The organism is Billgrantia aerodenitrificans (assembly GCF_021404405.1).
In the GTDB taxonomy this organism is placed as follows: domain Bacteria; phylum Pseudomonadota; class Gammaproteobacteria; order Pseudomonadales; family Halomonadaceae; genus Halomonas; species Halomonas aerodenitrificans.
On record NZ_JABFTV010000003.1, the window covers coordinates 171,163 to 186,196 of the forward strand.

General features: G+C 70.1%; 10 protein-coding genes. All 10 read right to left on the reverse strand.

Translation table 11 applies throughout. From position 1 onward, the window contains the following. Window positions 1-22 precede the first annotated feature (22 nt). The 10 genes from HOP59_RS06970 to tagH all read right to left on the reverse strand — a co-directional run bounded on the left by HOP59_RS06970 (window position 23) and on the right by tagH (window position 15,030). On the reverse strand, window positions 23-601 hold the full coding sequence (locus HOP59_RS06970) for a GNAT family N-acetyltransferase (RefSeq protein ID WP_010626168.1): 579 nt from the start codon (window positions 599-601) through the stop codon (window positions 23-25). After that, window positions 585-4,250 (reverse strand): type VI secretion system membrane subunit TssM, encoded by a 3,666-nt coding sequence (gene tssM, locus HOP59_RS06975; protein WP_234253315.1) that lies wholly within the window; start codon window positions 4,248-4,250, stop codon window positions 585-587. The genes HOP59_RS06970 and tssM overlap by 17 nt, the downstream gene beginning before the upstream one ends. 109 nt (window positions 4,251-4,359) lie before the next feature. Further along, entirely contained in the window at window positions 4,360-5,790 is a 1,431-nt protein-coding gene (tssA, locus tag HOP59_RS06980) for a type VI secretion system protein TssA (RefSeq protein WP_234253316.1), read from the reverse strand. Window positions 5,791-5,797: 7 nt separating this feature from the next. Further along, window positions 5,798-6,451: a type VI secretion system-associated protein VasI gene (gene vasI, locus HOP59_RS06985; protein WP_234253317.1), complete on the reverse strand. Its 654-nt coding sequence runs from the start codon at window positions 6,449-6,451 to the stop codon at window positions 5,798-5,800. Next, on the reverse strand, window positions 6,448-8,067 hold the full coding sequence (locus tag HOP59_RS06990) for a sigma-54 interaction domain-containing protein (protein WP_234253318.1): 1,620 nt from the start codon (window positions 8,065-8,067) through the stop codon (window positions 6,448-6,450). Before HOP59_RS06990 ends, vasI begins: the two co-directional genes overlap by 4 nt. 3 nt (window positions 8,068-8,070) lie before the next feature. Continuing rightward, window positions 8,071-10,872 carry an AAA family ATPase gene (locus tag HOP59_RS06995; protein ID WP_234253319.1) on the reverse strand — a complete coding sequence of 934 codons (2,802 nt, stop codon included), beginning with the start codon at window positions 10,870-10,872 and terminating at the stop codon, window positions 8,071-8,073. Between the two features lie 8 nt (window positions 10,873-10,880). Next, window positions 10,881-11,726 carry a type IVB secretion system protein IcmH/DotU gene (gene icmH / locus HOP59_RS07000; protein WP_234253320.1) on the reverse strand — a complete coding sequence of 282 codons (846 nt, stop codon included), beginning with the start codon at window positions 11,724-11,726 and terminating at the stop codon, window positions 10,881-10,883. A 3-nt stretch (window positions 11,727-11,729) separates the two neighbouring features. Then, complete coding sequence (gene tssK, locus HOP59_RS07005) at window positions 11,730-13,064, reverse strand: type VI secretion system baseplate subunit TssK (RefSeq protein ID WP_010626159.1); 1,335 nt, start codon at window positions 13,062-13,064, stop codon at window positions 11,730-11,732. Continuing rightward, complete coding sequence (gene tssJ, locus HOP59_RS07010) at window positions 13,064-13,618, reverse strand: type VI secretion system lipoprotein TssJ (RefSeq protein ID WP_234253321.1); 555 nt, start codon at window positions 13,616-13,618, stop codon at window positions 13,064-13,066. The genes tssK and tssJ overlap by 1 nt, the downstream gene beginning before the upstream one ends. Before the next feature lie 26 nt (window positions 13,619-13,644). Continuing rightward, a complete protein-coding gene (gene tagH / locus HOP59_RS07015) occupies window positions 13,645-15,030 on the reverse strand; it encodes a type VI secretion system-associated FHA domain protein TagH (RefSeq protein WP_234253322.1) in 1,386 nt (461 codons plus the stop codon). Between the last annotated feature and the right edge of the window lie 4 nt (window positions 15,031-15,034).

Sequence of the window (15,034 nt, forward strand, 5' to 3'; positions counted from 1 at the left end):
TCGTTCTCCTGTCGCTATTCGCCTAGTCCCACTCGGCGGGCGCTTCGAAGCTGGCCACCTCGAAGGCATTGACGTGCATGCGTGCAAAGCCGGCCTGCTCCAGGCTGCGTATCGCTGACTGGCAGGCCAGTGGCAGCCGGGCGTTGAGCGGTACGCCGTTCAGGCTGAGGCGCGCCGCCCGCAGCAGGCGGGCCCCGTGTCCGCTGCCCTGCCACTCGGGCTCGACGAAGAAGAAGCGCAGCTGCCAGGCCGCTTCGTCATCCGGTCGGCACGCCAGCAGCATGCCGAGGGTGGGCCCTTCGCCGTGACGCAGCTTGAGCAGCCGGCCCTGCCAGCGGGCGATGTTGCCGCCGTCGCGCTGCAGCCACTGGCCGTGCTGCACGGTGAACTCCAGCGCCCGGCGCAGGGTGGCCAGGCGGGCTTCGTCGCGCAGTACCCAGGGCGAGTGCCCTTTGGTATCGGCGCGTCGGGCCGCTTCGAGGAAGGCGTCGATGTCTTCCATCGAGGCCTCCTCCAGCCCTTTCACCGCCTCCTCCGTGCTGGCAGGCGCCGCCTCCTTGCGGCGTTCGCCGCCGAACAGGCGCTTAAAGGCTGCCAACATCGAAGCCTCCTTCGGCGTACAGCGCGGTGGGCAGCTGGAAGCCGGCGACCAGCGGACGGGTGAAGGGATTGCGCGAGCCGGTGGCGTAGAGGCGATAGCGCGCCGTGCCACCGTCGACCTGGAAACGCAGCTCCAGGTCGCGCTCGCCGGCGCTGGTGATCTCCGCCTCGTCGAGCAGACGGAACCAGGCCCAGGCGCCGTCGCGGCTGAGGCTGCGCGGCGAGCGGTTGACCTGGCTCGGCACCAGGGTGATGCGGCTCTCGTTGCCGCCGCGCAGGGCGTTGGGCCAGATCATCGAGACCCGCGAGCTGGCGCTGTGGGCGTAGTCGATGATCTGCCCGTCGATGTTGATCACGCTGCGGCGCTTGTCGGCGCTCAGGCTCACCGGCTCCAGAGCGAACTCCACGTCGAGCACGCCGTCGCGGCCGAAGTAGGCCTGGCGGATCTGCTCGGCGCGCTGGAAGGCGGTGAACACGCTCTGACGCAGCAGCGGACTGCCCTCGGCGTCGACCAGGAACTCGGGGGCCTCTTCGATGAAGGGACGCAGGTTCTCCTGGTAGAAGCGGTCGAGGATGCCGCCGCCGGCGAAGAAGGCCTCGAAGTCGGCCAGTGCCACCTCACGCGAGGCGCTGGGCACCAGCGGGTAGCGGCCCGCCAGGCGCTCCTGATAAGGGCCCACTACCTCGTCGAGCCACTGGTGCTCCAGGTGACGGATGGCGCTGGCCATCATCAGCTGCCAGCTCTGATCGGCCAGGCTGTCGAGCATGCGACCCACCGGGGCCGGGGTGCTCTCGGCAATGCGCTTGAGGTTGTGGATGGGGTCGCCGCCGCGCAGCGCCAGGCGGTCGCGGGCACTGAGGAAGGCCGCCCGGCCCGGGTCGCTGGCGCCCTGCACCTGGCGCAGGTAGTCGCGCAGCTCGCCGATGGCCACCTTGATCTCGGCGATGTCGGCCGGGTTGTCGCCGCGGGCGTCGAGCAGCGCGTTGAGGTCGCGGAAGTTGCGCTCGATCTCGCCGGCCAGACGGTAGCGCGGCGAGCGCTCCAGCGCCTGGCGGGCAGTCTCGTCGTCTTCCGGCAGCTCGGGGTAGAGCCGGGTGTGGCGCGCCACTTCGCCGAGCAGGCGATCCAGCGGCCGGCTGGCGCCGAGCAGGGTGTCGGCCACGAACACGGCCTGGTCGATGTCGGGCAGCGGTACCAGGTAGAGGTCGTCGAGTACCTGACGCCAGGTCACGTGGTAGTCGCTGACGTAACGCTCGTGCAGGGCGTCGCGCAGCTGGCGCTCGTCGGCGGCGCTGAAGGCGATGTCGTCACGCTGGCCCAGCACCCAGAGGTCGATCATCGCCAGCTCGGTGGCCTGTTCGATCTCCTTGAGGAAGTAGCCCTCGAAGCCGTCGCGGGTCACCAGGCTGGGTACCTGCAGGCGCTCCAGCTCGTCGTCGCGGGCCATGAACACGGCGTTGAACGACGGTCCCACGCCCTGTGGGAGTTCGAGCACCGCGCCGCTGCGGGTGGAGCTCTCGGCCTTGAGGGTGGCGTAGACCCGCTCGTCCATGGGCTGACGCGAGAGCTCTTCCTGAGCGGCCTGGAGACTGCCGCGCAGCGCCGCCATGGCCTGCTCGGCGTGGCGGTCGCCGGAAGCGATCTGGCCTTCGAGGTCGGTGTGCGCCATGGCGTAGGCGAGGTGGTCGAGCAGGCGCTCCTGCACGCTGCCGCGCTGCGGGAAGGCACGCTGCCAGCGCCGCGCCATGTAGGCTTCGACCCGCTCGGGCTGACGCCCGCTGGCGTCGGACATCATGCGCAGCACGCGCAGCAGGGCCAGCTTCTCGTTGCTGCCCGCCTCGGCGCGGTTCATGTCGTCCATGATGCCGATCATCAGCGAGGGCAGGAAGTGGTAGCTGAGCATCGCCAGATAGGCGCTCTCCACCTGGCGGCCCACGGCGTGGCCCTGGTAGAGGCCCATGTCGGCCAGCCACGGCAGGTGCTCACGATAGTCGCCGAACTCCAGGGTGGCGGCGCGCAGCCGGTCGAGGGGCTCCAGCAGCGCATAGCCGGTGGGGTCGTCGCTGCGCAGCTCGTCGGGCTGGGCGGCGAGGAAGGCCTCGGCCTTCTCCTCCACCGCCGCCAGCGCCTGGGTGTTCTTCTGGTAGAAGTGGCTCCAGCCGCCCACCAGCGCCAGGCCGCCCACCAGGCAAGCAAAGGCACTGGTACGCCGCAGGCGACGCCGACGCCGGGCGGCACGGGCGTTGTCGCCGGCCAGCCCCGCCTCGGGGTAGATCACCTTCTCGAACAGCTCCTCGGTGAAGTAGAGCGCGCTGCGCGCGGCGCGATGGGCCGGCTGAGTGGTATCGGCCATGCCGTAGCGGCGAGCGGCGGCGTCGACGAAGGGATCTTCCGGCACGCCCTGCTGGTACACCGAGGTGAAGTAGGTGCCACGCACCATGGCGGCGGTGGAGTAGCGGTCGCTGGAGAGCGCCTCGCGCAGGAAGCCGAGCAGCACGTCGCGCAGGCCGGCGAGCTGGCGCACGAAGCGGAACACCGATTCACGCTCCTCGCGGTCGCGGCACTCGGCCAGCAGCGTGGGCAGGCTGCGGTTGAGGCGCTCGAGCATGGCATCGTAGGCGTTGGCGAACTCGTCGGCCCACTGATCGATACGCTCGACGCTCTCGGCGCTGAAGGTGAAGCCCAGCGGCGCCCGGCGTGCGGCGCGGGAGTAGTGGCGGAAGAAGTCGTCGAAGCCGTGCAGCAGGTCCATCTTGCTGAAGGTGACGTAGACCGGCAGACGCGCGCCGTGGCGCTCCATCAGCTCGCGCATGCGCGCACGCAACAGCGAGGCGTAGGCCTTGCGCACCGCCACCCGGGCATCGCTCAGCCGCGCCAGGTCGAGTACCAGCACCACGCCGTCCAGCGGGCGCTGGGGGCGGTTGTACTCCAGCCAGCCGACGAAGTGATCCCACAGCCGGCTCTGCATCTCCTGGGGCTCGCCCCCTTCCAGCGCGCCCTGGGTCAGCAGCTCGCCGTCGGGGTCGATCAGCACCGCCTTGTCGCCGATCCACCAGTCGAAGCCGTATTGGTTGCCCTTCTTGCCCTGGCCGGAGGCCTTCATCACGTGGGTCAGCGCGAAGTTCTGGCCGGAGCGGTTGATCAGGCTGGTCTTGCCGGCGTTCTCCACGCCCATCACCAGGTACCAGGGCAGCTTGTAGCGCGCTCCGGGCCCGGCGCCGAGGTTGTCGAGCAGCTCGTGCAGGGTGGCGTTCAGCGTCGCTTCCTGCTGCTCCACCTGGGCCAGCACCGGGTCGAGCTGTAATTGCTCGTTGTGGCGCCGCTCGTCGCTCACCTCGCGCAGCCGGCGGGCGAGGCGGATGCCCCACACCACCGCCACCAGGGTGGCCAGCGCCAGAGTGGCCAGCAGACGGTTGAGCCAGGGCGCCAGCGGGTAGCTGTCGCGTACCTGCCACATCGGCCCCAGCCACCAGATGGCGGCGACCAGCGCGGCCAGCAGCAGCCACCAGAGCACGACGGTGAATTTGCTCGCCTGCTTGCCGATACCCTGGGCCTTGTTACCGTGCATCTTGGCCCGGTTGAGGTTGCTTTCAGCCCTGGAGGCGCCGGGTACCCAGCGACTCAGACCGGACTTCACACTTTTCCACATGAGCCTTAGCCCTCGTCCCTGTCGATGATGATGTTGTCGGTGGTGATGCTGCTGTCGGTCGTCTCGGGGTGCCGATCAGCTCGTGTTCGAATCGTGTTCATGTGCCAGTTCATGCGCCCTTCCCCACCGCCCGCTCGAGTCGCTCGAGCAGCGCCGGTTCCCACTGTTCCAAACCCAGGCTCGCCAGCGAGGCGTACACCGCGCGATAGTGCTGGCCGGCCAGCGCCGCCAGCCCGGCATCGCGCAGCAGGTCGGCGCTGGCCAGCCGCCAGTAGGCGACCTCGCGCGGCGAGCGGGCCTCGGCCAGGCCGCGGTCGAGCCCCGTCAGTGCCGCTTCGAGACCCTCTGCATCGAGCTTTTCGCGCGCCTCGGCGAGCCCCTCCTGCCACGGATCGCCACCGCCTTGCTGTCCGCCCCCGCCGCTACCCCCCGCGGCGGCCTCCAGCCACTGGCGGGTCTCCGCGTCGACGAAGGCGCTGCCGTCGTTGAAGGTCAGCGCCTCGATGCCGGGCAGACGCTCGACGAAGCGACCCGCCTCGTCGCGAATGGCCGCGGCGCAGCGCGGATGGCCGAGCCGCTCGGCGGCACTCGCGCTGAGACGGTGCCCCTCCAGCCAGTAGGGACTCACCGCCAGGCTGTTCTCGATGCGCTTCCACAGCTCGGCGTCGGCGCCGCGGGAGAGCGCCTCGCGATACTCCGCCACCCGGTCGGCGGCGGGCGGCGCCAGCTCGGAGCGGACGCCGTCGCGGGTGGCCGGCAGCGCCTGGATGGCATGCCAGATGGCGTGACGCCGCAGCCGATAGCCGAGCGGGTCGCTCGGGCTCTGCTCGTTGAGGAAGTCGGCCATCTTCAGCAGCGCCTGGCGGTTGCCGCGCTCGTTGCCCGCTTCCAGGCGCATCTCGGGCAGCTTGGCCGTGGGTGCAGAGGCGCCGCCCGCAACGGCACCGGGTGTGACTTCCTCCCGTGACGGCGCGGCGGCGGGCGCCGCAGCCTGGCTGGGGCGGGCCTGACGCAGCAGGCGCTGCAGGTCCACCAGCGGCTCATCGGGCAGTTCGAGCCCCCGGGCCGCCGCCAGCAGCGCCTCCAGGGCGCCCTCGCAGGCCTGGTGCTCGTCGGCGGCGTTGTCGAAGTCGAGGGTCTCCGCCAGCGTCAGCGCGCGCTGGGCGAACTGAAGGAACAGCCGTGGCCGCAGCCGTTCGCCCTGCACGCCGGCGTAGGGGTAGGCTTGGTTCCACCAGCCTGCGAGACTGCCGGCGAACAGCCGCAGCGAGAGGGCGAAGCGCACGCCGTCGCCGCCGCGCTGCAGGCAGTGCAGCAGGTGGCCCAGCACCTTGAGGTCCTTGCCGGTTTCGCTCAGCAGGCGCACGGCGCGGGTCTCGGCGCCCTCCCAATCGACACCGCCGTGCTGCAGCGAGCCGATCTTCATCATCTCCTCGTCGAGCCAGGCATAGTCGGCGCTGTCGACCACGGGCCTGCCCACGCCCTCCGGAGGGAGCGCGGCCAGCAGGCCTTCCAGCTGTGTCTCGTTGACGATTCGCATCTCTACCTCACCAGCGACAGGCGTCGCGCAGCGGCTGAATCGCCTGGCGCAGCCCGGCGGCCTCGAAGCGCAGGCCGTCGAGGGTGGCCTGGTCGCTGCCCAGTACCAGTTCGTCGGCGTCCAGCAGCTGCTGCAGCGTGGCGATGGCCGGCAGCCCCCGGCCGCCACTGACCACGTAGCCGCCGTCGCGGGCCTGCCATACCTGCTCCAGCTCGCGTCCGCCGGCTCGCAGGCGCACCTGCACCCGGGGAGCGTCCAACGCCTGCGGCAGGTGGAGCTGGAAGCGGGTGATGGTTTTCTCGCAGGCGATCACCAGCTGCGGCCGCGGCGGCACGCTGCCCAGCGCCGGCGCGCTGATGCGCACGTCCTCGCCCTCCTCGCGCACCAGCAGGCCCATCTCGTCGCCTTCGCGCTCGGCCTCCTGGGCGTTGATCGCATGCCACAGGGCGGGGCGAAGGTCTTCGCTCATCGTCTCTTCGTCGAAGGTCAGGAACAGGGCGTCATAACAGCCCAGCCGCTCCAGGCGCGAGGACTCGGCCGCGCACTCGCGGGCCTGGGCCACCACGGCCTCGGCGGTGTCGCCCCAGGCGTCGGCGGCAACGATCAGGCTCACGGCCAGCGCCAGCCACGGCGCGCGGCGGAAAACAGGGGTCGAACTCATTTGGCATCCAGTTCCAGCAGTCGGCACTTGTGTGCCAGGGTGCGCTTGGGCAGGCCGAGGCTCTCGGCCGCCAGGGCGCGGTTGCCATCGAACAGCAGCAACCGCTGGCGAATCAGCTCCGCCTCGTAGTCGCGCAGGGCGCGACGCAGGTCCTTCACGCTTTCGGCGTTCGCCTTGGCGGGCGCTGTCGAGGCGCTGCCATCGTCAACGCCCTGCGCCTCGGCATCGGCCTGGGCCGGCAGCGCCTCGGGGGCGACATCCTCGCCGGGGCGGGTCATGGCGCAGGCGTAGTCGATCAGGTTCTTCAGCTCACGCACGTTGCCCGGGTAGTCGCGCTCGCGCAGCTGGCGCAGCGCGGCCGGGGTGATGCCCATCTCGCCGCGTCCCTCGCGGGTGCAGAAATCGGCGACGAAGGCTTCGGCCAGCTCGGCGATGTCCTCGCTGCGTTCGCGCAGCGGCGGCAGGGTCAGCGGAAACTGCCCCAGCCGGTAGTAGAGGTCGGCGCGGAAGCGCTGGTCGCGAATCCGTTCGCGCAACGGCTGGTGGGTGGCCGCCACCAGGCGCAGATCGGCGCGCCGCTCCTCGCTCGAGCCCAGCGGCCGGTAGCGGCCGTTCTCCAGCACCCGCAGCAGCTTGGCCTGCAGCGGCAGCGGCATGTCGCCGATCTCGTCGAGGAACAGGGTGCCGCCGTCGGCCTGGCTGATCAGCCCTTCGCGGGCCCGGTCGGCCCCGGAGAAGGCGCCCTTGGCGTGACCGAACAGCTCCGACTCCAGCAGCGATTCGGGAATCGCCGCGCAGTTGATCGCCATGAAGGCGCCTTCGCGCCGTCCCGAGAGCCGATGGATGGCGCGGGCCACGCGATCCTTGCCGGTGCCGGTCTCGCCCTGCAGCAGCACCGCCAGGTTGGTCTCCGCCGCCCGTACCACCTGGCTGCGCAGCGCCTGCATGGCCGGCGAGCCACCCAGCAGATCCGCGGCCAGCCGCTCGGCCAGGGCCTGGCGCCGGGCGCCGTCGCTAAGCTGGGCCAGCGACTGACGCAGGCTCGCCTCACGCTGACGCTCGCCCTGGTGGCGGGTCAGCCCCGCCCACAGTCGGCACAGCAGCGCCTCGAAGGCAGCGAACTCGCCGTCCGCCTCGAGCCGGGCGAGGGTGGCCGCTTCCCCGGCCATGGCCAGGGCACCGAGCCACTCGCGCTTGCCGTCCAGCGCCCGCAGCGGACGCACCACCAGCTGCAGCCCACCGGAAAGCGCTGCCACCTGGGCCTGGAAGTCAGCGTGGTCGAGCCGCGAACGCGCCTCCAGCAGGCCAAGGCGCAGCGGCTTGCCCTGACGAATGGCATGGGCATAGGGGTGACGGAAGTCGTCGCAGTCGAAGCGCACGTCACTACCGTCGCCACCCAGACCGTCGCCACCCAGCCAGCGTCCGCTGCCGTCGAGGTAGAGACAGCTGACCCAGGCCAACTGGTGGCTGGCCTGGAGAATGCCGCCAGCGCAGGCGCGCAGTTCGGCAGGCGAGGCGCTTTCGACCAGCGCCAGCGCGCGCGCCATGCCGTCGAGGCCGGGCCCCGTCGGCAGGTCGCCTTCGCACCAGCGCATGTCGATCGCCTTCGCCGTCATCGCCTACACCACCTCCGCAGTGAAGGCGCCCGCCTCGTCGACGCCCAGGGCCACCCGGGTCACCGGCTCGCGCCGCGCCAGGCGGTCGAGCAGCGCCCGCGACACCGGCGGCAGCAGCTCGCCGTCGATCACCGACTCGAGCATGCGCGCGCCGTTCTCGCTGCGGGTGGCGCGAGCACAGATGGCGTCGCGCAGGGCCTCGTCGAGCACCACTTCGGCCTGGCGATGGCGCGAGCGGATACGCTCGGCCAGGGTGTCGAGCTTGGCCGCCACGATGTCGCGCAGGGTGTCGGCGCCCAGCGGGAAGTAGGGCACCACCTCCATGCGCGCCAGCAGCGCCGGCTTGAAGAAGCCCGCTAGCACCGGGTAGAGCGCATCGTCCAGCGCCGCGGGCTCGTCGGCGTGGGCGACGATGGCCTCGTAGCCGAGGTTCGAGGTGAGGAAGAACACCACGTTCTTGCAGTCGATCAGGCGCCCTTCCCCATCGGCCAGCTCACCCTTGTCGAAGGCCTGGTAGAACAGGTTGAGCACGTCCGGGTGGGCCTTCTCGACCTCATCGAGCAGCACCACCGAGTAGGGCCGCTGACGGATCGCCTCGGTCAGCAGACCGCCCTCGCCGAAGCCCACGTAGCCCGGCGGCGAGCCGATCAGCCGCGACACGGTGTGCTTCTCCTGGTACTCGGACATATTGATGGTGGTGAGGAACTGGCGGCCGCCGTAGAGACGCTCGGCGATCTGCACCACGGTCTCGGTCTTGCCCACGCCGCTGGGGCCGACCAGCAGGAAGGCACCCAGCGGGCGGCCGGGACGGCGCAGGTCGGCGCGAGCGGTGAGCAGGTGGCGATGCACGCGCTCGATGGCCACGTCCTGACCCTGCACCAGCCGGCCGAGATGCTCGGGCAGCTCGGTGAGACGGGTCAGCTCGTCGCTGGTCATGCGCTCCACCGGCACCCCGGTCCAGTCGCCGATGACCTGGGCGATCTGCGCCTCCTCGACGCTGGCATTGACCAGGGCGAACTCCTGCTGCAGCTCGGCCAGGCGCGCCTCGTGGCGAGCCAGGGCTTCGTGCGGATCTTCTGCTGCTGCGACGGCGACCTCATCGACAGCCTCGCTGACGCTCTCTTCAGGGCTCTCGGCGACACCTGCTTCAAGGCCTTCTCCAAGTCCTGCTTCAAGACCTTTTGCAAGACCATCTGCAGGGCTCGCAGCGGCGGCATCCGCTGCCGTCACGCCTTCGCTGGCCACCTCGGTCTCGGCAGCCGCAGGCTCGACCTCGGCATCGTCTTTGCCCGCTTCGAGCAGCTGACGATGCAGCGCGATGATGGCGTCGACGCACTCGCGCTGGTCGATCCAGGCCGCTTCGAGCCGCTCGACCTCTTCCTCCAGGCGTGCCAGGCGGGCGTCGAGTTCGGCCTCGCGGGCCGGGTCGGGGCTGCGCCCCAGCAGACGTTCGCGGTCGAGCTGCTCGCGCTCGCGCTGGGCGGAAATGTGCTCGCTCTTGAGGTGGCTGAGCCGGCGCGGCGGAGTGTCCAGCGCCTGGGAGAGCCGCGCGCAGGCGGTGTCGAGGACGTCGATGGCCTTGTCGGGCAGCTGACGGCCGGCCAGGTAGCGCGCCGAGAGCTCGGCAGCGGCACGCAGGCCGCTGTCGCCCACCAGCACGCCGTGGGCGTTCTCGTAGGTGTCACGCAGGCCGCGCAGGATCATCAGCGCCTGGTCGACGCTGGGCTCGGCCAGTGCCACCGGCTGGAAGCGCCGGGAGAGCGCCGGGTCCTTCTCGAAGTACTTCTTGTACTCGCGCCAGGTGGTGGCGGCGATGGTGCGCAGTTCGCCGCGGGCCAGGGCCGGCTTGAGCAGGTTGGCGGCGTCGCCACCGCCCTCCTGATTGCCGGCGCCGATCAGGGTGTGGGCCTCGTCGATGAACAGCAGGATCGGCCGCGGCGAGGACTTGACCTCCTCGATCACCGCCTTGAGGCGCTTCTCGAACTCGCCCTTGACCGCGGCGCCGGCCTGCAGCGCACCGAGATCGAGGCTCATCAGCTCGACGTCGGCCAGCGCCGAGGGCACGCGACCCTCGACGATACGCGCGGCGAGGCCCTCCACCACGGCGCTCTTGCCCACCCCGGCATCGCCGATGACGATGGGGTTGTTCTTGCGCCGGCGGCCGAGGATGTCGAGCATCTGGTCGATTTCCGGATCGCGGCACAGCACCGGGTCGAGCTCGCCGCGCCGGGCCTGCTCGGTGAGCGAGGTAGCGAAGCGTGCCAGGGCGCTGTCGCCCTGAGCGGCCTGGGCCGGACGCCTCCCGGCGTCGCCGGACTCGGCGCGAGGTGCTTCGGCGGAGTCGGCGGCCAGCCGCTCGAAGCCGCGACGCAGTCCCTCACGATTGATCTCGGCCAGCAGCGCGGCGCTGCGCGGTCCCACATAGCGCCCGGTGTTGTGCAGCAGGGCGGTGAAGATCAGGCCGCTGCGCAGGCTGTCATAGCTGAATTCGGTCGTGGCCAGCAGCCAGGCGTCCTGCAGCAGCTCGACCAGCAGCGGCGAGAAGCTCGGCGTGGTGACGGCCAGATCCCGCGGCGGGCGGGTCTCCTCGGCCAGCCGTGCGCGCAGCTCATGAAGGTCGACGCCCTGCCCTTCGAGCAGGCAGCGCAGGTCGCACAGCGGCTGATCGATCAGCGCCAGCAGCAGATGGCCGGCGGTGACCTCGGGGGCCTGCTGCTCGGCGCACAGCACCGCGGCCTGCTCCAGGCCTTGACGGGAAACGGCGTTGAGACGGCCGATGAGCGCGGGAAGCTCTACCCTGAGCATGGGATCTCCTAACGGTAAATCTGATCGAGAAGGGTACCGACCTGGGCCGCTTGCTGATCGAGCGTCCAGACGAAGCCCAGGTAGGCGCCGACCATGGCGACGGCGAACAGCGCGAACACGCCCCACACCGGCATGCCGCGACCGCGGTGGCGCCGCCCCGGCATGACGTTGTCGAGCGGCCGGGTCAGGCTGTCCTCGGGAGTGTCGCTGAGGGCCGCCAACTGGTCGCCGAGGGTGCGCACGATGTGCTCGTACTCCTCGCGGCCGTGGTCCATGACCTTGTAGCGTCCCTCGAAGCCGAGACACAGGCAGAGGTAGATGAACTCCAGCATGTCGCGGTAGCGCTGCGGCTCCTGCTGCAGCCGGGCGAGGATCGAGAAGACCTTCTCGCCGCCCCAGGTCTCGTTGTGGAAACGCGTCAGCAGCGAGTGCTCGGCCCAGCTGCTCTGGTGCCCCCAGGGCGTGCCCATCACCGCCTCGTCGATGAACGAGCAGAGCACGTAGCGGAAGGCCAGCAGCGTGGGCCGGTCGTAGCCCTGCTCGGTGAGCTCCACCTCAATGGCCGCGATCTCGTCGACCACCTGGCGGTAGAGCCGGTCGAGATCGCCCATGCCGTCGAGCTGGCGCACCCGCAGCACCATGCCCAGCAGCGAACTGGCGGCGTCGGCCAGCGGGTTGAGGTTGTAGCCGCGCAGGCGGAACCAGTACTCCTCGTCGGCGTCGAGCTGTTCGGCATGGCTGTGGATCAGCCGCTCCAGCCCGCGCTCGTCGATGCGGTCCTCGTGGCGGGTGGGGGCATAGCGCGCCACGGCGCCAGCCTCGGGTTCGTATCGCGTGGTGGCAAGTTCTTGCATGGCTTAGCTCCTGATCGCCCAGAACTGCATTTCGAGCCCGGGGAATTCGCCCGCCACGTGGAAGGCGAAACCGCTGGCACCGTCGAGCATGCTCCAGGCCTGGCTCTGCCGGTCGAGGCGGAAGTAGCTGTAGCCGGCGTGGTAGGGCAGTTCGCGCGGGGCCACCGGCAGCGGCTCCAGCGGCACACCGGGCAGCTGCAGGCTGATGAGGTCGCGGATGCGCTCCACGCTGGCCACCTTGGTCTGCTGCAGGAACAGCTTGCGCAGCCGCTCGTGGGGCATATCGGCACGCACCGCGAGGATGAAATCGGCGCTTTCGAGCAGGGCCGGATCGGCCAGCGGTGCCACCAGCAGGCCATAGCGGCGCGACTGCAGCTGGATCGCCAGTGCGCGCGGCTCGAGCACGGTGGAGAGCGCCTGACGCAGGCTCTGCATCAGCATGCGGAAGGCCCGCTCGGGGTGGTCGTGGTCGTAGGCCGGATACTCCGGCGGCAGCCGCGACTCGTCGGTAAAGGTCACCAGTTCGCTGGCGGTTTCCAGCATGGTGGCGAACAGCCGCTCCGGGTGCAGATGACCCAGGCGCGCCAGATGCTGGAAGCGCGGCTGGGCGCGGTTGAGCAACTGCAACAGCATGAAGTCGGAGACGTCGGCCACGCCGGCCTGGTGCGGCGAGGCGAGGCGATGGGCGATATTGCGCGCGCGCTCACGCATCAGCCCGGCCATCTCGCCGACGAAGCGCTGCAGCACCGGCGCCGCCTGCACGTTGAGCAGCGTAGGGATGAACTGCTCGTCGAGCACCAGGCTGCCGTCGGGGCGCCGCTCGTGGATGCGCGCCACCGCCAGGCAGGTGTAGGCGCTGCGGTCGTCGCGCTCGAGCAGCAGCCTGGGCGCGACCCGGGCGACATCGAGAATGGCGGTATCGCCATCGCGGGAGTGCAGGTCGCGTACGCTGCGCTGAGCCAGGCGATAGCGGGTCGGCAGGTCGTCGTCGGGCCAGCGCACCTCGCCCACCGCATCGGTGGCCAGCGGCAGGCAGAGGTAGACGAGCTGGTTGGCGATACCGGCGTCGTCGATCTCCAGCGGCTGCGGCTCGATGTCGTCTTCGGGCAGCAGGAAGGCCGTACCGTCGGGCATCACACCACTGGCACGGCTGATGGCGATGCGCCCGAAGCTCAGGTACTCGGCGTTGAGCTCCAGGGTCTGGAAGCCGTACAGAGCGTGGCTGATGCCGCGCAGGCGCGTCTCGAGCAGGCCCTCGAGGCTGCGCTGCTGCTGCTGGAAGTGCTGCGGCTTGATGAACAGCCCTTCGCTCCATACCACTCGGTTGCGGCTGGCCATCAGTCTTCCTTCCTCAACTCGGCCTCGTCGGCGCGCAGGTGCACCAGCAGGTGGTAGTCCTCACTGCGCGAGGCGACCCGCACCACCTTCTTCCATTCGGTCTGGTCGGGGTTGTTGTAGAAGGCGATCAGCCCGATGTAGCGGGTCTCTTCGTCGATGTCGAACGGCTCGTAGAACTTCCACTGCCCCGGTAGCAGGGTGAAGTCATCATGCGAGAGATAGTTGGTGCCCAGGGCGCCTTCCAGATCGTTGAGCAGCTGCTGGTGGTCGGCTGCCATCAGCATGGAGTCGTCCTTGAGCTGCAGGATCTGGAAACGCAGCGGCGTACCCTCGCCATCGAAGTTGGGATTGACGTCGGGCTCGGCGAGCATGGCCAGATCGACCCGGGTCAGGCGGTCTTCGGGATGGCCCACCGGGATCGAGGGATCGCGGATCACCTGCCAGGTCTTGCCGATGGTGGTACAGCCGCTGAGAACCAGCGCCAGCAGCAGCACCGTCAGCCATGTCAAGGAGCGCCCCGAGGCCTTGCTTGCGCGCAAAAGTCTTGTACTCATGTTTCCTGCGTCCCGTCTTGTTGTGTTCACTTGGCTTCGCGCTGCTGACGTCGCACCGATTGGTCGTAGGCCTGCTCGAACACCTCCCAGAACAGCTTGGCGAAGCCCTGCTGACGGCCGGAGTTGAGCTCCTGGTAGTAATGGCGATACATCTCCCACGCCCAGCTGCCCTCGTCGTCGAGACGGTTGCCGGCACCGCGATAGGCGTGGAAGCGCTTGAGCAGGGCGTCAGGAGCGAAGGCATCGAGGATCGCCTGCAGCGCCTCGCCGATGGCCTCCTCCACCGCCGCCTGGTGCTGCCCCTGATGGGTCAGGCACTCGGTGACGGCCGCCGGTGCCGAGAGGTGCACCGGGCTGCGACGGGCGGAGAACATCGTCTCTACCGTCTCGCGGTAGGGTTGGCCGAGGCGCAGAGGGTTGTCCTCGATCGGCTGCAGGCGACGGTCGCGCAGCGGATAGCGGCTGTCGTCCTGGGCGCGGTGCAGCGCCTGCAGACCTTCGATGGCGGCGCGCAGGGTCTGGCCGGCCTCGGCCAGGAAGTTGAGCTGCTCTTCGCTGTCGGCAAAGCGCAGCTCGGCGCCGAGTGCGCGCAGCAACGGATCACTGCCGGTGGAGCCGGCGCCGGCCGGCACGCTGTCCTGCCAGCGCTCCTCGAGCTGCTCACCCACCGAGCGTTCCAGATCGTCCAGCAGGCCTTCGTCCATTTCCCGGTTCATCTTGGTATCTTCCTCGTATCGTCGATTGGTCGGCGCCGCTGCGCGCCACTCCAGAGAGCCGTGCTGCCCCGTGTCGCCATGCCGCTGCTCGGCCAGGACGCCGAGCAGCGCATCGTCATCGCCTTGCGCCGCGTCATGCTCGTGGGCCAGGGCCGTGAGCGGATCGCGCTGGCTGGCACCCGGCGTGGCCTCGCCCAGGGCCTCCAGCGGGTCGTCGCGGCGCGGCGGCGGAAAGGCGGCCGAGTGCGCGGCCCGGTACGGCACCACGCCCTGCTCCGCCAGCACCTCCTGCTCGTCGTCGACCAGCGCGGCAAGCGGCTGGGCGCCAGGCAAGCCGGCTTGGCGGTCACCCAGATGCACGCGCACCCGGTACTCGCCGATCCCCAGCTCGTCGCCATCGCGCAGGGCGACCCGGCGCTCGCGGCCCAGCGGCAGCGTGGCCTGATTGATGAAGGTGTGACCGCTGCGGTCGATCAGGCAGAACTGGCCGTCGGCCCTGCGGATCTCGGCATGGGCGGGGCGGATTCGCCCGGCATGGTCCTGCAGCAGCCAGTCGTCGCTCTCGGCGCTGCCCAGGGTTCCCCCCGAGGCCGGAAATACATGGCTGCTGGTGGAGCGCCCCTCCAGCCGTTCGCTGTTGAGCACCACCAAGGTGACGGCGCTGGCGGCGACCTGGGGCCGGGAAAGATACGTCATCGCG